This window comes from Natronospirillum operosum (assembly GCF_004768465.1).
Classification (GTDB): domain Bacteria; phylum Pseudomonadota; class Gammaproteobacteria; order Pseudomonadales; family Natronospirillaceae; genus Natronospirillum; species Natronospirillum operosum.
The window spans coordinates 107,965-126,814 of record NZ_SRMF01000003.1; the positions used below are offsets into that span (position 1 = coordinate 107,965).

The 18,850-nt window shown below is 61.4% G+C and carries 14 protein-coding genes; 13 read left to right on the forward strand and 1 reads right to left on the reverse strand.

What is annotated here, in order from left to right:
* Nucleotides 1-166: 166 nt before the first annotated feature.
* The 11 genes from E4656_RS09475 (at nucleotide 167) to E4656_RS09525 (ending at nucleotide 15,167) form a co-directional block, all read left to right on the forward strand.
* Nucleotides 167-1,216, forward strand: coding sequence for a pilus assembly protein PilM (locus tag E4656_RS09475; RefSeq protein WP_135483351.1), 1,050 nt, complete (start codon nucleotides 167-169; stop codon nucleotides 1,214-1,216).
* Nucleotides 1,213-1,776 carry a PilN domain-containing protein gene (locus E4656_RS09480; protein WP_135482988.1) on the forward strand — a complete coding sequence of 188 codons (564 nt, stop codon included), beginning with the start codon at nucleotides 1,213-1,215 and terminating at the stop codon, nucleotides 1,774-1,776. The genes E4656_RS09475 and E4656_RS09480 overlap by 4 nt, the downstream gene beginning before the upstream one ends.
* The gene (locus E4656_RS09485) at nucleotides 1,773-2,402 is read left to right on the forward strand and encodes a type IV pilus inner membrane component PilO (protein ID WP_135482989.1); all 630 of its coding nucleotides are present in this window, start codon (nucleotides 1,773-1,775) and stop codon (nucleotides 2,400-2,402) included. The genes E4656_RS09480 and E4656_RS09485 overlap by 4 nt, the downstream gene beginning before the upstream one ends.
* Nucleotides 2,399-2,938: a pilus assembly protein PilP gene (locus tag E4656_RS09490; RefSeq protein WP_135482990.1), complete on the forward strand. Its 540-nt coding sequence runs from the start codon at nucleotides 2,399-2,401 to the stop codon at nucleotides 2,936-2,938. The genes E4656_RS09485 and E4656_RS09490 overlap by 4 nt, the downstream gene beginning before the upstream one ends.
* A gap of 17 nt (nucleotides 2,939-2,955) precedes the next feature.
* Nucleotides 2,956-5,052: a type IV pilus secretin PilQ gene (locus E4656_RS09495; protein WP_167856009.1), complete on the forward strand. Its 2,097-nt coding sequence runs from the start codon at nucleotides 2,956-2,958 to the stop codon at nucleotides 5,050-5,052.
* 6 nt (nucleotides 5,053-5,058) lie between these two features.
* Nucleotides 5,059-5,586 carry a shikimate kinase AroK gene (aroK, locus tag E4656_RS09500; RefSeq protein WP_338090023.1) on the forward strand — a complete coding sequence of 176 codons (528 nt, stop codon included), beginning with the start codon at nucleotides 5,059-5,061 and terminating at the stop codon, nucleotides 5,584-5,586.
* A complete protein-coding gene (aroB, locus tag E4656_RS09505) occupies nucleotides 5,573-6,661 on the forward strand; it encodes a 3-dehydroquinate synthase (protein WP_135482993.1) in 1,089 nt (362 codons plus the stop codon). Before aroK ends, aroB begins: the two co-directional genes overlap by 14 nt.
* 4 nt (nucleotides 6,662-6,665) lie before the next feature.
* Nucleotides 6,666-8,135 carry an SPOR domain-containing protein gene (locus E4656_RS09510; RefSeq protein ID WP_135482994.1) on the forward strand — a complete coding sequence of 490 codons (1,470 nt, stop codon included), beginning with the start codon at nucleotides 6,666-6,668 and terminating at the stop codon, nucleotides 8,133-8,135.
* A 138-nt stretch (nucleotides 8,136-8,273) separates the two neighbouring features.
* A complete protein-coding gene (gene gltB / locus E4656_RS09515; RefSeq protein WP_135482995.1) occupies nucleotides 8,274-12,731 on the forward strand; it encodes a glutamate synthase large subunit in 4,458 nt (1,485 codons plus the stop codon).
* A gap of 5 nt (nucleotides 12,732-12,736) precedes the next feature.
* On the forward strand, nucleotides 12,737-14,155 hold the full coding sequence (locus E4656_RS09520; RefSeq protein ID WP_135482996.1) for an FAD-dependent oxidoreductase: 1,419 nt from the start codon (nucleotides 12,737-12,739) through the stop codon (nucleotides 14,153-14,155).
* A 100-nt stretch (nucleotides 14,156-14,255) separates the two neighbouring features.
* A complete protein-coding gene (locus tag E4656_RS09525; protein ID WP_135482997.1) occupies nucleotides 14,256-15,167 on the forward strand; it encodes an ROK family protein in 912 nt (303 codons plus the stop codon).
* Nucleotides 15,168-15,191: 24 nt separating this feature from the next.
* Here the strand turns inward: E4656_RS09525 and E4656_RS09530 are convergent, their stop codons facing one another.
* Entirely contained in the window at nucleotides 15,192-15,800 is a 609-nt protein-coding gene (locus tag E4656_RS09530) for a BON domain-containing protein (RefSeq protein WP_135482998.1), read from the reverse strand.
* Between the two features lie 348 nt (nucleotides 15,801-16,148).
* On the opposite strand from E4656_RS09530, the gene E4656_RS09535 reads away from it, so the two are divergent.
* The gene (locus E4656_RS09535) at nucleotides 16,149-17,759 is read left to right on the forward strand and encodes a BCCT family transporter (RefSeq protein ID WP_135482999.1); all 1,611 of its coding nucleotides are present in this window, start codon (nucleotides 16,149-16,151) and stop codon (nucleotides 17,757-17,759) included.
* A 137-nt stretch (nucleotides 17,760-17,896) separates the two neighbouring features.
* Entirely contained in the window at nucleotides 17,897-18,793 is an 897-nt protein-coding gene (locus tag E4656_RS09540; protein WP_135483000.1) for an NAD(P)-dependent oxidoreductase, read from the forward strand.
* Nucleotides 18,794-18,850 lie beyond the last annotated feature (57 nt).

The following is an 18,850-nucleotide window of genomic DNA, read 5'->3' on the forward strand; positions in this document are numbered from 1 at the left end:
AACATTATACGCCAAGTTGGTAGGTGTGATAGTTGTCAAAACACTTCCGGTGCTTTCTAATGGGTTACTCAGTTTGTGCGCCATTTCTTTGACGCTCCCGGGTTCGCCCGACAGCTAACAGGTACCGTGATTCGTGGTTGGCATCGCCAGAAAAAAGAACAAGAACATGCTCGGTGTGGATATCAGTTCTACGTCGGTCAAGATTCTGGAATTGAGCCGCTCTGGCCAACAGTATCGGGTGGAGGGCTATGCTGTGGAGCCGCTGCCCGAAAATGCCGTTGTGGAAAAGCATATTAACGATGTGGAAGCTGTGGGCAACACCGTATCCCGGGCTTTACAAAAAATACGCACCCGAGTCAAATCCGCCGCCTGTGCTGTCTCCGGCTCGTCGGTAATCACCAAGACGCTGGAAGTGAACCGCAGCCTGTCGCAGGACGACATCGAAGAACAGATTCGGCTTGATGCCAGCCAATACATACCATTTCCGCTGGAAGAAGTGGCGATGGACTTTGACGTCCTCGGCCCGGTCGCCCGCAACAATACACAGGTGGAAGTGCAACTGGCGGCCAGCAAGAAGGATATTGTGGAAGATCGCCAACTGGCGCTGGAAGCGGCCGGCCTCAGCGCCGAGGTGATTGATGTCGAAATCTATGCCCTGTTGCGCACCTTCAGCGAGCTGCTGCCGCGCATGGGTGACACTCTCAACAAGACCGGCTCGCTGCAGGATCTGACCATCGCCGTGATGGACATCGGTCATACCATGACCACGCTCACGGTCATGAGCGATGATCGCATCGTGTACACCCGCGAGCAGGTGTTTGGTGGCAAGCAACTGACCGAAGAGATCATGCGGCGGTATGGCGTAACGCTGGCGGAGGCCGGCCTGGCCAAGAAGCAGGGTGGTCTGCCGGATGACTATCAGGCCGAAGTGCTGGAACCATTCAAGGACGCGGCGGTGCAGCAGATAGCGCGTTCGCTGCAGTTCTTCTTTGCGTCGACGGAGTTCAATGACGTCGATTTCATCTTTCTGGCGGGCGGCACCTCGGCCATCCCCGGCCTAGCAGACATAGTGCAGGACAAGATCGGCACGCCGACTCTGGTGGCCAACCCGTTTGCCAGCATGAGCCTGGCCAACCGGGTGAATGCGGCCAACCTGAGTAATGATGCACCGTCACTGCTGGTGGCCTGCGGCCTGGCGCTGAGGAGCTTTGCATGATTACCATCAACCTGCTGCCCTGGCGCGAAGCGGAGCGGCAGCGCCGAAAGGCCCAGTTTGTGCGCGTTCTGATCGGCAGTGCTGTGCTGGCCGGGCTGATGGTCTATGCCGGGCACTATTTTCTGGGCCTTGAGCTGGAAAACCAGCAGGCGCGCAACCAGTTCATCCAGGAACGCCTGCAGGTGATGGACGAGAATATCCGCGAGATCGAAACCCTGCGTTCCGAGCGCGCCGAACTGATCGAGCGCATGCAGGTCATTCAGCAGTTGCAGGGTGACCGACCGATTATCGTGCATGTGTTCGACGAGATCGCCCGCGTCATGCCGGACGAAGTCTATTTCACCTCGTTGCAGAGTCAGGGCAATACGCTGCGCATCGTCGGCATGTCCCGCACCACCACCCAGATTTCCCAGTTGATGCGCAACTTCGAAAGCTCCGACTGGTTCACCAACCCGGTGCTTGGGTCGGTGACGTCCCAGGGCAGCGGGGCCACTGCAGCCAATCGTTTTCAACTGACCGTGACCCGCACCCGGCCTGATGCAGAGGAGGGTGAGGGATGAGCCTGAAAGATTCTCTGCAGCAACTGCAGGATTTCGATTTCAACAATATCGAATGGGAGCGCATGGGGGTCTGGCCGGCGCCGGTCAAGGTCCTGTTCGTGCTGCTGATCATGGGTGCCATCCTGACCATTGGCTATTTCCTGCTGCTCAAGCCGGCGCAGGAGAACCTGCAACGCGTGCAGGCAGAGGAGAGCCGGCTGATGGATGACTATGAAAGCAAGGCGTTCCAGGTGGCCAATCTGGAGGAATACAGAGAACAGCTGCAGAGCATGCGCGAAACCTTCGAGACCGTGCTGCGCCAGTTGCCGGATGATACCGAGATTCCCGACCTGCTGGTGGACATCAATGACACCGCCGAGTTCAGCGGCCTGACCGTGAATGAACTGAGCATCGACAGCCCGGAGCCCGAAGAGCTGTTCATCGAGCAACCGCTGAACCTGGAGGCCGTGGGCGGTTATCACGAGATCGGCGCCTTCGTCTCCGGCATGTCTGCTCTGCCCCGTATCGTGACCCTGCACAACTTTTCCCTGGAACCGACGGGTGATCAGGGTTCAGCCGGTCCGCGCCTGCGCCTGCGCATCGATGTCAAAACCTACCAGTATCGTGATGCGGCGGAGGACAGATGATGCGACGCAGCTTTCCTCTGGCAGGCATGATGATGATCGGAGTATTGCTGGCCGGCTGTGATACCGGACGGGATTTCTCGGATATCCGGGCGCGCATGGCAGAACTGGATGAGCGGCCGAGTGGCCGGGTGCCGGATGTGCCCGAGTATGAAGCACAGGAGCTGTTCTTCTACAGCGCCGCCGATCTGCGCAGTCCGTTCCAGTCCTTTATTGAAGAGCAGCAGCGGGAAGCCGAACAGGAAGAGGACACCGGCGTCGACCCGCCGGATGAAGACCGCGAACGCGAGCCGCTCGAAGCCTATGGCCTGGATGAGCTGCGCATGGTCGGTCACATCCAGCGCGAGGGCGAGAGCATCCGGGCTCTGGTCACGGCGCCGGGCGGCACCCTGTACCAGGTGCAGTCCGGCCAGTATATGGGCAGAAATTATGGGCGCGTGGTGGTAATCACATCACGCCGAATCGATCTGGTGGAAACCGTCCCCAGCGGGCGGGGTGGTTGGCTGGAGCGGCCACAGTCGCTCAGTCTCGCCGAATAGGCAATGGGAACAGAATGATGAAAATCACAACAGCCTGCACATCAATGGGTCGCGTCCTGGGCAGCGCACTGGCGGCGCTGGTGCTGGCGCCACTGAGCTGGTCGGTCGACCTGACCGACATCAGTTTCGTGGGGCTGGATGGCGGGCGCGCGGAAATCACGCTGCAGTTTGACGGCCCGGCACCTCAGCCTACCTCCTACGAGATACAGCAACCGGCACGGATTTCAATAGACCTGCCGGATACCGTCAGTGCCCTGCCCGAACGCTACTACACCATCGGCCTGGGCAACACCCGGGCGGCCACGGTACTGACTTCCGGCGACCGGACCCGAGTGGTACTGAACCTGAATCGCCTTGAAACCCATGATATTGAACGTACGGACGAACGCACGCTGGTGGTGCGGGTGGGTGGCCCGCGCGGGGTTTCCCAGGTGGCGCAGGAAGGTCGTGCCTCCGGCCAGGTGCAGGACCTCGACTTCCGGCGCAATGAGGACGGCGAAGCCCAGGTGCGTATCCAGATGTCCGACAATCGGGCCAATGTCGATATCTCGCGCTCCTCCGGGCGCATTCTGGTCGATATCCCGGAGTACGAACTGCCGAGCGAACTGGCCCGGCGCCTTGATGTGCTCGACTTTTCCACGGCAGTGCGCTACATCACGGCCCGTCAGCTGGGTGACGGCACTCGCATAGAGATCGAGCCCGAGCCCAACTTCGATTATGCCGCCTTCCAGACCGGCAACACCCTGGCCATCAACGTCAAGGAGCTGACAGCTGACGAACAGGTTGCTGCCGAAGACGAGTTTCCCTTCACCGGCGAGCGCATTTCCTTCAACTTCCAGGATGTCGAACTGCGGCGGGTGCTGCAGATCATCGCCGATACCGCCGGCAAGAGTCTGGTTGTAGCGGACAATGTCGGGGGCAATATCACCATCCTGCTCGACAATGTGCCGTGGGATCAGGCGCTCGATATTATCCTGACCGCACGCAATCTGGACCAGCGCGCTCAGGGCGACGTGCTGCTGATTGCACCGGCGCAGGAAATCGCCGAGCAGGAGCAGCAGCGGCTGGCCAACCAGCAGGCCATGGAAGAACTGGCACCGCTGGAAACCGAGTTCGTGCAGATCAACTACACCACGGCCAGCAATGTGCTGTCGTTCATTCGTGACGACGAAAACCTGCTGTCCTCACGCGGCGCGGCGACCATCGACTCGCGCACCAACAGCCTGATGATTCGTGATACCGCGCCCAACCTGATGCGTATTCGGGAAGCCATAGATTTCATCGACATCCCGGTGCGCCAGGTCATGCTGGAAAGCCGTATCGTTGTGGCCCAGTCCTCCTTTACCAATGACATGGGCATTCGCTGGGGCGGTGGCGCGCTGGCGCGCGGCGGTGCCACCAGCGGTTATATCACCACCGGTGGTATGGGTGGCGCGCAGGATTTCCGCCAGATCGGCTCCCAGTGGAGCGAGTTCTATGATGATCTGGGCCAGGGCGGCCAGGGTACACCGCCGTCCTATCAGAGTGTGGCGGTGCCGACCAACACCAGCATTCAGGCCATTCCGCAGCCGCTCAATTCGAATGCGGCGGCCTTCACGGTTGGCTTTGCGGCGCTTGACTATGCGCTGGACCTGGAGCTGTCGGCGCTGGAAAGCCGGGGCCAGGCCGAAATTGTCTCGCAGCCGAAACTGATTACCTCGGACGGCAACGAGGCCGAGATAGCCTCGGGTACAACCATCCCCTTCCCCGGTGCTGATGGCGGCACCGAATTCGTGGATGCGGTACTGTCCATGACGGCAACCCCACAGATTACCCCGGACAACCGGGTCATGCTGCAACTGGAAGTGATTCAGGATTCGCCTGCCGGCGGCGGCTCGGGTAATATCAACACCAACACTCTGCGGACTCAGGTGCTGGTGGATGATGGCGAGACACTGGTGCTGGGTGGCGTATATCGGGTGGAAGATGTGGAAGAAGTGACCCAGATTCCCGTGCTGGGGGATCTGCCGATACTGGGCCGCTTCTTCCGCAGTACCTCACAGCTTGAACTGAAAAACGAGCTGCTGATCTTCATCACACCACGACTGATTGAAGACCGGGTGGCCGGGAACTGAGACATTTTGGCACTGAGTAGTCTGTTTCTTGTCGGCCCCATGGGGGCCGGCAAGAGTACCCTCGGCCGCATGCTGGCCGATCTGCTGGACAAGACATTTGTGGACTCGGATCGGGTGATTGAAGAGCGAGCCGGGGCAGATATTCCCTGGATCTTCGATCTGGAAGGCGAGCCGGGTTTTCGCGTGCGCGAGATACAGGTTATAGATGAACTGACCCGGCAGCCCGATCTGGTACTGGCGACCGGTGGCGGCGCCGTTGTGCGGCCGGAAAACCGTGCCGCTCTGGCCGGTCGCGGCATCGTGGTGTACCTGCGCACCAGCGTGCCCACACAACTGGCCCGTACCAGCAAGGATCGCAATCGTCCCCTGTTGCAGAAACCCGACCCCAGGCAGATACTGACCGACCTGCTGGCGGCGCGTGAGCCGCATTACACTGCCATTGCCGACCTGACCGTTGATACCGATCACATTCATCCGCGCGCACTGGCTGAACAGATCGTGCAGTATTATCTGGAGCATCATGAAAACGCTTAGCCTTGACCTGCCTGCGCACCACTATGACATCCATATCGGTGCGGGCCTGCTGGCGCAGGCCGAACTGCTGGCGCCGCATTTGTCGCCAGAGGTACTTGTTGTTACCAACGAAACCATCGCGCCGCTCTATCTGGCGCGTCTTGAGGCTGCGCTGGTCAAACCGGATGCGAACCGCCGCATTGAAAGCGTGGTGCTGCCGGATGGCGAGCAGCACAAGCATCTGCGCACTCTGGATCAGGTGTTCACCCGCCTGCTGGAACTGAACTACTCGCGGCGCTGTACGCTGCTCGCGCTGGGTGGTGGTGTGATAGGCGACATGACCGGTTTTGCGGCCGCCTGCTACCAGCGTGGCGTCAACTATATCCAGTTGCCCACCACACTGCTGTCCCAGGTGGATTCCTCGGTGGGTGGCAAGACCGGGGTCAATCATGCGCTAGGCAAGAACATGATCGGCGCCTTCAAGCAGCCCGAACTGGTACTGATCGACACCGATACGCTGAGCACCCTGCCCGATCGCGAATACGCTGCGGGCCTGGCCGAAGTGCTCAAATACGGCCTGATTGCCGATGCCGGCTTTTTCGACTGGCTGGAACAACACTGGTCCGATCTGCTGGCCCGTCGCAGTGACGTGGTCAGTGAAGCCATCTACCGCTCCTGTGCACTCAAGGCCGAAGTGGTGGCCGAGGACGAAACCGAGCAGGGACGGCGCGCCATTCTCAATCTGGGCCACACCTTCGGCCACGCCATCGAGACCTGGACCGGCTATGGTGCCTGGTTGCACGGTGAAGCCGTGGCCACCGGCTTGCTGATGGCAACGGATCTGTCGCAACGCCTGGGCCATGTCGATGTGGCACTGGTTGAACGTGTGCGGACGCTGCTGCTGCAGGCCGAACTGCCGGTGCGCTCACCGACCGGAATGGCCCGCGACAACTATCTGCAGTTGATGGCGCGCGACAAGAAAGTGGAGTCCGGTGTGCTGCGCCTGGTGTTGTTAAACACGCTGGGCCATGCGATAGTGACCAGCGATTTCGCCGTTCAGGCTCTGTACGAGACGATCGACCATTTCAAGAGCTGAGTTGATGCCAGAACAGCCATCCTATGTCACCTACTACGGGCTGAAAAACGACCCGTTCGGCGGTCTGGTCGAGCACCCCTTCGTGGCCGTCAGTGATCGCCAGCAGGTTGTTGATACGTTGCTGCACCTGCTCAGCTATACCGAAGATATAGTTTTCGTTGCCGGCCCTGCCGGCAGCGGCAAGACGGCTGTGCTTGAACAGCTTATCCGCCAGTTGCACGAGAATCTGGATCTGGTCATGGTGGATGTGGCCTCGATCAGCAGTGACAAGGAACTGCTGTGGGATCTGGCCACCCAGTTTCATTTGCACCCGGATCGCTCCCATTCCACCCAGCGTCTGCAACTGATGCTGCAGGCGCATTGCCAGAGTCTGCAGGACCAGGGCAAGGTGCCGACCCTGGTGGTGGATGACATCGACGAGTTGCCGGTAGATGTACTGGCCGGGCTGAGTCCGGTGCTGCACGGCGGCCTCGACAACACCGCGGGCCTCAGACTGGTCGGGCTGGCTTCGGACCCGGGCGAGATCCGGCGCGAACTGTCTGCGCTCGGCTTTGCGTCCGCCCAGATGATCGAGCTGGCGCCGCTGACCCTGCCCGAATGTGTCAATCTGCTGCAGGCCTACTTTCTGCGCGGCGGCCTGGATACCGGCATACCTCTGGATGGCAATACACTGAAGCGCCTGCACCGGCAGAGCCAGGGCCGACCCGGGCCCTTCCTCGACGGTGTGCGCGATACCCTGCTGGTGGAATCCCAGCGCCGGCGCCGGCGCTCGGTTGTGCCCTGGCCACACATGGTGGCCGGCGCCGCAATCATTGCCGTGCTGGCGCTCGCTGCCCTGTATCAGGGTGGATCTGATCCGGAGCCACAGGAGCTGGTTGATCCCGCCGCAGAGATGGAAATGGACTCTGACCCGGAGCCGGCGGATGAAACCCAGCCCGGCATTGATCAGGCGCTGGCGGAAGATACGGCTGAAACAGTGCGGCAGCGCCTGGAAGAAGCCATGGGCGGAGGCCCTGAAGACAGCGCCCCTGAGCAGGCTCCCGAATCGGCACCACAGGACACCGAGGGTGCAGCCATTCCGCCGGAATTACTGGCTGATCTGGAAGAGTCGGCGCCAGAGCCGACCCCTGAACCGGAACCCGAGCCGGAGCCTGCCCCGGCCGCGAGCGGCCACCCGCTGGCGTCTCCGGACTGGCTGCGGGCTGCTGACAGCGGTCATTTCACCATTCAGCTGCTGGGTGCCCGCGAGCAGGACAACATCATCAACTTTGCCCAGCAGCATGACCTGACGCCCGACAATGCCGCTCTGGTGCGCACTGAACTGGACGGCAGTCCCTGGTACGTGCTGGTCACGGGCAGTTACCCCGACAGGGATGCGGCGCGTGCGGCGATAGAAGCACTGCCTTCCGATCTGCAGGGGCTGGCCCCCTGGCCCAGAACCCTGGGAGCCCTGCAGGGGGCTTCCGGCCCCTGATGCGGTTATACCGTTAAAATGTTGAAATAAATCGATTGCAGGCCGATATTACGTACGGCCTGATTGTTGGCTGCCGGTTGCCTGATTAACATTGTGGCAGGTGTTGATCAAAGAATAACCACCCAGGTATTGCCCCCTATGTCACGACATGCGCTCTATCACCCCGGTGAGTTCCGGGACAACTGCGGCTTTGGTCTGATTGCTCATCGCCAGGGTGAGGCCAGTCACGAACTGCTGCAGACTGCGATCGAGGCCCTGACCTGCATGACCCACCGCGGTGGCATTGCCGCCGACGGCAAGACCGGGGACGGCTGTGGTCTGTTGCTGCAGAAACCCGATGCGTTTCTGCGCGCTCAGGCACTGCAGGGGCTTGGGGTTGAGCTGCCTGATCAGTATGCCGTCGGCATGGTGTTCCTGAGTCCGGATGCGGCGCTGGCACAGGCCGGTCAGGCGGCTCTGGAGGTGGCATTGCAGGCGCAGGGGCTGGTCGTGCATGGCTGGCGCGAAGTGCCGGTGCAGACGCGTTATTGTGGCCCCATGGCGCTGGACTGCCTGCCCAGCATCCAGCAGGTGCTGGTGTCAGCGCCGGAAACATTGCCCTCGGAGCAACTTGCAGTAAAGCTGTATGTGGCCCGCCGCAAGGCCGAACAGGCCATGCAGGATGACGATGATTTCTATATCTGCTCGCTGGCCGAGAAGGTGGTCTCCTACAAGGGCCTGGTCATGCCGGTGGACCTGCCCCGCTTCTATGAGGATCTGGGCAACCCGGCACTGAAGACCGCCATTGCCGTCTTCCATCAGCGCTTTTCCACCAACACCATGCCCAGATGGCCGCTGGCGCAGCCGTTTCGGCTGCTGGCGCACAATGGCGAAATCAATACCATCCAGGGCAATCGCAATTGGGCGCGTGCCCGGGCGGCCACCTTTGCCAGTGATCTGCTGCCCGACCTGGAAGAGCTGCAGCCGGTGGTGAATACCACCGGCTCGGATTCCTCCAGCCTGGACAACATGCTGGAACTGATGCTGCTGGGCGGCATGAGCATCTTTCGCGCTGCGCGCACGGCCATTCCGCCGGCCTGGCAGAACTTCGAAACCATGGATTCCCGGCTGCGCGCCTTCTATGAGTTCAACTCCATGCACATGGAGCCCTGGGACGGACCGGCCGGCATCGTACTTACCGATGGCCGCTATGCAGTCTGTCTGCTGGATCGCAACGGCCTGCGTCCGGCGCGCTGGGTCAGTACCCGCAACGGTTTCATTACACTGGCCTCGGAAACCGGAGTATTCGACTACAAGCCCGAGGACGTGATCGCCAAGGGCCGGGTCGGTCCGGGTCGCATTGTCGCCATAGACACCGAAACCGGCGAGTTCCTGGAAACCGAGGCCATCGACGATCGCCTCAAGCGCGAGCATCCCTACAAGGACTGGCTGCGGAAACATGCGGTGCGTCTGCAGTCGCGTCTCGATCTGGCCGAACAGGCCGACGGCTACGCTATCGAAGGCGATACGCTGAACAGCTACATGAAGCAGTTCCAGGTCACGCGGGAAGAGTGCACCACCGTGATCAGCGCCCTGGCCGAGGGCGCTCAGGAGGCCGTGGGCTCCATGGGTGACGACACCCCGATGGCGGTGCTGTCACAGCGCGTGCGCCCGCTCACCGATTATTTCCGGCAGCAGTTTGCCCAGGTCACCAACCCGCCCATCGACCCGCTGCGGGAAGCCTGCGTGATGTCGCTGGAGAGCTGCCTGGGGCCGGAACGCAACCTGTTCCAGCCCACGGCCGAGCATGCCAAACGGCTGATCCTGACGTCTCCGGTGCTGTCGCCGCTCAAGTTCCAGAACCTGATGCATCGGGAGGAGCCCGAATACCGGCATGCGGTGATCGATATCACTTATGACCACAGCGAGACGCTGGAACAGTCCATTCGCCGCATTGCCGACGAAGCCGAGGCGGCGGTGCGGGCCGGCACCATTATCCTGGTGCTGTCGGACCGTGACCTGAGTGCGCAGCGTCTGGTCGTGCATGCGGTCTTTGCCACCGGCGCCGTGCATCACCGGCTGGTGGATCAGGGCCTGCGCACCAATGCCAACATCGTGCTGGATACCGGGGCCATCCGTGATCCGCATCAGTTTGCCTGTGCCATCGGCTTCGGTGCCACCGCCATCTACCCCTATCTGGCCTACGAGATCATAGATGCCGAACTGCGCAGCGGCCATCTGGAAGGGCATCCGCACGAGCTGTCGCGCAACTACCGCAAGGGCATCGACAAGGGGCTGTTCAAGATCATGTCCAAGATGGGCATCTCGACGCTGGCTTCCTATCGCGGCGCCCAACTGTTCGAGGGCATTGGCCTGTCCGACGAGATCATCGACCTGTGCTTCAGCGGCCTGACCAGTCGTCTGCAGGGGGCCCGCTTCGAGCATTTTGATGCCGAGCAGCGACTGCTCGGCAAGCAGGCCTGGAAGGCCCGCAAGCCGGTGCAGCAAGGCGGGCATCTGAAATACGTGCATGGCGAGGAATACCACGCCTACAACCCGGATGTGATCACCACGCTGCACGAAGCGGTGGAACATGGTGATGCCGCGCGCTACCGGGATTTCGCGGCCCTGGTCAATGACAGACCCGTGGCCACCCTGCGCGATCTGCTGGACATCCGCTCCGACCGTGCGCCCATTCCGCTCAGCGAAGTGGAGCCGGCGGAAAAACTGTTCCCGCGTTTCGATACCGCCGCCATGTCTTTGGGTGCTCTGTCGCCGGAAGCGCATGAAGCGCTGGCGGTGGCCATGAACCAGTTGGGCGGGCGCTCCAACAGTGGTGAGGGCGGTGAAGACCCGGCGCGTTTCGGGACCGACAAGGTGTCGCGCATCAAGCAGATTGCCTCCGGGCGCTTCGGGGTGACGCCACACTATCTGGTCAATGCCGATGTACTGCAGATCAAGATCGCTCAGGGTGCCAAGCCCGGCGAGGGTGGTCAGCTGCCCGGCGGCAAGGTGAACCCGCTGATTGCGCGTCTGCGTTTCTCGGTACCCGGGGTGACGCTGATCTCGCCGCCGCCGCACCATGACATCTATTCGATTGAAGACCTGGCGCAGTTGATCTTCGACCTCAAGCAGGTCAATCCGGAGGCCCTGGTGTCGGTCAAGCTGGTATCCGAGCCCGGCGTCGGTACGGTGGCGGCCGGGGTGGCCAAGGCCTATGCGGATCTGATCACGGTATCCGGCTATGACGGCGGTACCGGCGCCTCCCCGCTGACCTCGATCAAGCATGCCGGTTCGCCCTGGGAGCTGGGTCTGGCCGAAACCCACCAGACGCTGCGCGGCAATGATCTGCGCGACCGGGTGCGCCTGCAGACCGATGGCGGCATGAAAACCGGCCGGGATGTGGTCAAGGCGGCCCTGTTCGGCGCCGAGAGCTTCGGTTTCGGCACCGCGCCCATGGTGGCGCTGGGCTGCAAGTATCTACGCATCTGCCATCTGAACAACTGTGCCACCGGCGTCGCGACCCAGGACAACAAGCTGCGGCAGCAGCACTTCATCGGCACCGTGGAAATGGTCAAGCACTACTTCCGCTTTGTGGCCGAAGAGGTGCGTGAACAGCTGGCCCAGATGGGGTACCGCTCGCTGGAGGAGATCATCGGCCGCACCGAGCTGTTCGAACGACGCCCGGGGGAAACCGACAAGCAGCAGGCACTGGATCTGTCACCGCTGCTCGGCAACGATGCCGTGCCGGCTGACAAGCCCCATGTCTGCAGTTGGTCGCGCAATGCGCCCTTTGACCGCGGTGAAAAGGCCGAAGCCATGGTGGCGGCCGTGCTGCCGGCCATAGAGGCGGCCAGTGGCGGCGAGTTCGAGTTCACGCTTTCGAACTGTGACCGCGCCATCGGCGCTCGCCTCAGTGGCGAAATAGCCCGCCGCCACGGCAATCAGGGCATGGCCGACAACCCCGTCCACCTGCGCCTGAACGGCGTCGCGGGGCAAAGCTTCGGCGCCTGGAACGCCGGGGGCCTGCACATGACCCTGGATGGCGATGCCAATGACTATGTAGGCAAGGGCATGACCGGCGGCAAGTTGGTGCTGCGGCCGCCGCAGGGCTCGACTTTCGACAGCCAGGTGACGGCCATCATGGGCAATACCTGTCTCTATGGTGCCACCGGTGGTCAACTGTTCGCCGCCGGGCGTGCCGGCGAGCGGTTTGCCGTGCGCAACTCCGGCTGTCATGCCGTGATCGAAGGCGCTGGCGATCACTGTTGCGAATACATGACCGGCGGCATGGTGGCGGTCCTGGGGTCAGTGGGTACCAACTTTGGGGCCGGCATGACCGGTGGTTTTGCCTATGTGCTGGATCTGGAAAACACCTTCCAGGACAAGTTCAACCGCGAGTTGGTGGATGTGGTCCGGGTCCACCCGGAAAGCATGGAGGAGTATCGGCAGCACCTGCATGGGGTGATCGAGGAGTTCGTGGCCGAGACCGGCAGCCAGTGGGGTGAAGACCTGCTGTATGATTTCGATGACTACATTCGTTCGTTCTGGCTGGTCAAACCGAAGGCTGCCAGCCTGTCGCAACTGCTCAGCAACACCCGAGCCCGACCGGAGTAATGATCATGACCACACGCACTCGAAATGATTTTCAGTTTGTCGATGTGGGTCGTCAGGACCCGGCAAAGAAACCCCTGTCGGCACGCAAGCGGGAATTCGTGGAAATCCACGACCCCTACACACAGTCGGAGGTGGAGCAGCAGGCCGATCGCTGTCTGGATTGCGGCAACCCCTACTGCGAATGGAAGTGCCCGGTGCACAACTATATTCCGAACTGGCTGGATCTGGCTGCCGAAGGCAACATCATTGCCGCGGCCGAACTGAGCCATCAAACCAACTCGCTGCCGGAAGTGTGTGGCCGCGTCTGCCCGCAGGACCGGCTGTGCGAGGGCGCCTGCACCCTGAACGATGGTTTCGGTGCGGTGACCATCGGCTCGACCGAGAAGTACATCACCGACACCGCCTTTGCCATGGGCTGGAAGCCCGACATGTCCAATGTGGTGTGGACCGAGCGCAAGGTTGCCGTCATTGGCGCCGGACCGGCCGGTCTGGGCTGTGCCGACGTGCTGGTGCGCAACGGGGTCCGCCCCGTGGTGTTTGATCGCTACCCGGAGATCGGCGGCCTGCTCACCTTCGGTATTCCCGAGTTCAAGCTGGAAAAGAGCGTGATGGCGCGCCGGCGGCGCATCTTCGAGGAGATGGGTATCGAATTCCGACTCAGTACCAGTGTGGGTACCGATATCAGCATCGAAGACCTGTTGCGTGACCATGATGCCGTGTTCATGGGCATGGGGGCCTATACCTCCATGAAGGGGGGGTTCCCGGGCGAGGACATGGTCGGCGTGCATGAGGCACTGCCCTTCCTGGTGGCCAATGTAAATCGCTGCCTGGGCCTGGAGAAGGACCCAGCCGACTATATCGACATGAAGGGCAAGAATGTCGTGATACTGGGCGGCGGTGATACGGCCATGGACTGCAATCGGACCTCGATTCGCCAGGGGGCCCGCTCGGTGACCTGTGCCTACCGGCGTGACGAGGACAACATGCCGGGCTCGCGCAAGGAAGTGAAGAATGCGCGCGAAGAGGGCGTGCAGTTCCTGTTCAACCGGCAGCCGGTGGCCATCGTGGGCAAGGACCGGGTGGAAGGGGTCAAGCTGATCACTACCGAACTGGGCGCGCCGGATGAGAACGGTCGGCGGCGGCCCGAACCCGTGCCCGGTTCGGAAGAGATCCTGCCGGCCGATGCCGTCATCATTGCATTCGGTTTCCGGCCCAGCCCGGCGGACTGGTTCGACCCGCAGTCCATCGACACCGACGAGGGCGGTCGGGTGGTCACCGGCGAGCAGCGCACCTATCCGTTCCAGACCTCGAATCCGAAAATATTTGCCGGCGGTGACATGGTGCGCGGGGCAGATCTGGTGGTGACGGCCATCTACGAGGGCCGCAAGGCGGCAGAGGGCATACTGGATTATCTGGACGTCTGAACCGGCGCCGGACCGGCCGCGAGCCCGCAGTCTTGGGTCGCTCGGGAATCTGGGGTAGACTGCGCCGCTGGTCCGGACACAATCGGGAAGACACTGGCATATGACACAGTACCGCATCGGCATTGATCTCGGGGGCACCAAGGCAGAGGTGATTCTGCTCAGCGGTGACAGCCAGGAGCATTTTCGGACCCGGGTGCCGACGCCCAGGGGTGACTATGACGGCACCCTGGCCGTGCTGGCGGATCTGGTGGCGCAGGCCGAGGCTGCTGCAGGCCAGCAGAATATCCCGGTCGGTGTGGGCATCCCCGGCACAGTGTCGCGCAAAAGCGGGCAGGTCAAGAATGCCAACTCGACCTGGCTCAACGGACGCACCATGCAGGAAGACCTGTCAACGCTGCTGCAGCGTCCGGTCACGATCATGAATGACGCCAACTGCCTGGCGCTGTCAGAGGCCACTGACGGTGCAGCGCGCGACTATGAGAACGTGTTTGCAGTGATACTGGGTACCGGCTGCGGCGCCGGCATCAGCTCTCGGCGCACGCCCATTGCCGGGCCCAACGGTGTGGCGGGCGAATGGGGCCACAACCCGCTGCCCTGGACGCCGGAACACGAAATGCGCCGCCGCCCCTGCTATTGCGGGCGCATGGGCTGCAACGAGACTTTTCTGTCCGGCACCGGTCTGAGCCGAAGCTTTGAGCTGGCCACCGGTGAACAGTTGAAAGGGCATGAAATTGCCAGCCGGGCCGCTGAAGGCCAGGTTGCAGCGCAGCGCGTGCTGGACGACTACATGGATCAACTGGCGCGTGGCCTGTCCAATGTGATCAATGTGCTGGACCCGGATGTCATCGTGGTCGGCGGTGGCGTGTCCAATATCAGTGCCATCTACCAGCGCGTGCCAGCGCTGCTGCCCCAGTATGTTTTCGGGGGCGAGTGCGACACGCCCATTGTGCAGGCCATGCACGGAGATTCCAGCGGCGTTCGGGGAGCGGCCTGGCTGAATCCGCTGGATTGACAGCCGGCGGCCGCATTGTTGTGGTCAGTCTTCAGTGTCAGCCGGCATTTCCACCGGTTCGGTGGCAGTGGGTTCTTCTTCCACCTCCAGACGATTGTCGACGACGGCAACGGCCTCAAGCCGCTGTGACAGCTGGGTAGCGACCATACGCTCCAGTTCGGTTTCGACCGAACCTTCCAGCGTCAGGTGATCGCCATCCAGTACAAAGGTGATGTTTTCGCCATCCAGCACCGGGCTTTCCTCAAAGTCCTGTCTCAACTGGGCTGCGATGTGGGCCTGCTGCCATTCATTGAACGAGGATTGCCGCAACTGGGCATTCTGCGCCGCTTCCGTACCGGTTTCCCCCTGCTGCAGATCCAGCGACTCTTCGACCTCACTGACGCCGGGCATGCTGGCGGCAACCGCCAGCGCCAGATCACGCTCCAGGTTGCTGCCAATGTTGCCGGTCAGCATCACGCTGCCGTCTTCCACCGCCACATCTATCGAGCGCCCGCTCAATACCGGTGACAGGAGCAATGCGGTTTCAACCCGCCCCGTAATCCGTTCATCCGAATCTTCGGCCCAGGCCGGGCTGGTCCATACCATCGCGCTCAATACCAGGCAGAACAGCGGTATCTGGCTTTTGCGTTTCATGACAACTCCTGTAGCAGCGCATTACTCGTATTCGAGGCAAGGGTAACATATCAGGCCAGGTCTTTCCCCGGGGCACCTCCTGCGGGCGTCTGTGCTTCACCTGATTGTAAAGATGCCCCGGCACGGATTTGACATGTCTTGTCTGAGGCCCTTAGGGTTGCCGCCTTCCTTTTTGTGTCAAGGTCTGCAGCGACGGTGCGGCGGGACCTGTTTTTGTCGTTAATTGGCTGGCCTTTTTTTGTACTTGTTGCAATTAGCTATTAGTATTAGAAGCGCAAGAGGGATTTACACATATTTTGCCAAGCAAATTCAGTAGCTACATTCAACCATGTTCATGGGAGAAAAGCAGTGAGTGAAAATCAAGACTTGAAAGAGCTAAAAGAAGAGTACGATACGGACTATCAGGCGGGGCAGGACAACATCAACCCCATGGGCCTGGATATCCACAATCCGGTATTCATCATCGCCGCAGTACTGATCCTTGTCTTCGTGGTCGGCACCATCATGGTTCCGGGTCCGGCGGGCGCGGCCATGGGGAATCTGCGCAGTTTCTTCGAGACCAACTTTGACTTTGCCTTCCTGGTGGCAGGCAACCTGTTTGTCCTGTTCTGTCTGACGCTGATCTTCCTGCCCATCGGCAAGATCCGCCTCGGCGGCGAAAGCGCCAAACCCGAGTTTTCCACCCTGTCGTGGTTTTCCATGCTGTTTGCCGCCGGCATGGGTATCGGCCTGATGTTCTGGGCTGTGGCGGAACCGGTCGGGTACTACACCGAGTGGTTTGGCACGCCGCTGAATGTTGAAGGCTTTTCGCCAGCGGCCGAACGTGCTGCCATGGGTGCGACCATGTATCACTGGGGTCTGCATCCCTGGGCGATCTACGGTGTGGTGGCGTTGGCGCTGGCGTTCTTCACCTACAACAAGGGCCTGCCGCTGACCATTCGTTCCACCTTCTACCCGCTGCTGGGTGAGCGGGTCTGGGGTCCGATCGGTCACGTGATCGACATCCTGGCCGTGCTGGCCACCCTGTTCGGCCTCGCCACCTCGCTCGGTTTCGGTGCGCAACAGGCGGCTGCCGGCCTGGACTACCTGACCAACGGTGCCATCGAAGCCAATCTTGCCACCCAGATCGGTATCATTATCGGGGTGACCTTCCTGGCCCTGATCTCGGTCATGCGCGGTATTCACGGTGGCGTCAAGATTCTGAGTAACATCAATATCGCCATGGCCGGCGTGTTGCTGCTGTTTGTTATTCTGGTGGGCGGTCTGGCCACCTTCTTCAGCTACCTGTTCACGACCACGACGTCGTATGCGCAATACATCTTCCCGCTGAGCAACCCGGTTGGACGCGAGGATGAAACCTTCTATCACGGCTGGACCATCTTCTACTGGGCCTGGTGGATCTCCTGGTCACCCTTTGTCGGCATGTTCATCGCCCGCGTTTCCAAGGGCCGTACCGTGCGCGAGTTCCTGACTGCGGTATTGATCATCCCGACCGTGGTCACGGTTGTCTGGATGAGCGCCCTGGGCGGCAATGGTCTGCAGCAGGCGGCCGAAGGCATCGGCGTTCTGGGCAGCGATGGCATTACCAATGCGGATCTGTCCCTGTTCCATATGCTGGACAATCTGCCGCTGGCGAATATCACAGCCTTTGTGGCCATCATCCTGGTGCTGGTGTTCTTCGTGACCTCGTCGGACTCCGGGTCCCTGGTTATCGACAGCATCACCGCCGGCGGCAAGCTGGATGCGCCGCAGGCTCAGCGGGTGTTCTGGGTGGTTATCGAAGGCCTGATTGCCGCTGTACTGCTCTTTGGCGGTGGTGATGACGGTCTGACGGCCCTGCAGAATGCCTCCATCGCGACCGGCTTCCCGTTCGCGGTCATCCTGCTGCTGATGTGTGTGAGTATCGTCAAGGGGCTGACCCACGAGCGCAAGCTGCTGGCGGCCCAGAAACAGGCCTGATACGCGCTTCGCAGCAAGCTGAGCCGTGCGGCGCACGGTTCAGCGTCTGAACCCGGTGTGGGAGACCACGCCGGGTTTTTTGTATGCGTGCGGATGCGGTAGGCTAAGCTTCGGATATTACATTGCGGAGCCGAAACATGACCAAGACACAGGGGTTGCCCGTTGCCTTTATCGGCATGGGCGTCATGGGGTACCCGATGGCCGGGCATTTGCAGCAGGCCGGCCACCAGGTCAGTGTCTACAACCGGACAGCTGACAAGGCAGAACGCTGGGTGGGGGAGTATGGCGGTCAGGCCGCTGCCACGCCGGCCGCAGCCGCTGCGGGCGCCAGGGTGGCGTGTCTGTGTGTGGGCAATGATGATGATGTGCGCAGCGTGGTCTATGGCCCGGAAGGTGTGCTGGCGGGGCTGAGCCCGGGTTCGGTTTTGCTGGATCACACCACCACCTCGGCGGTGCTGGCCGAAGAGCTGGAAGCCGCCTGTGCAGAGCAGGATGTGCGCTTTATGGATGCACCCGTGTCGGGCGGTCAGGCCGGGGCCAAAAACGGCGCGCTGACCATCATGTGCGGCGGTGACGACGCCGTGTTCGAAGCCGTGCGGCCGGTGCTGGATGCCTATGGCCAGCATGCCGAACTGATGGGCCCTGTGGGTCAGGGCCAGCGCACCAAGATGGTGAACCAGATCTGTATCACCGGTATTCTGCAGGGGTTGAGTGAAGGGCTGTTGCTGGCCGAAGAGTGCGGTCTCGACACGGAGCAACTGGTACGCGCACTCAGCGGTGGTGCGGCAGGGTCCTGGCAGATGCAGAACCGGACCTTCAGCATGGCTGCGGGAAAGTTTGATTTCGGCTTCGCCATCAACTGGATGCGCAAGGATCTGGATATTGCGCTGGCGGAAGCCCAGCGCCATGGGCTCTGGCTCGAAACCACAGCGCGCACCGATGCGGCCTATGCCCGTTTGCAGGAGCGCGGCCATGGCCGCAGTGACACTTCAGCGCTGATTCTGGATCTGCGCCAACGACAAAACGAAGTCTGAAAGGCTGCGCCTGAAGGCGGAAAATCCGTATAATGCGGCGCCTGGAATCTGCGCTGC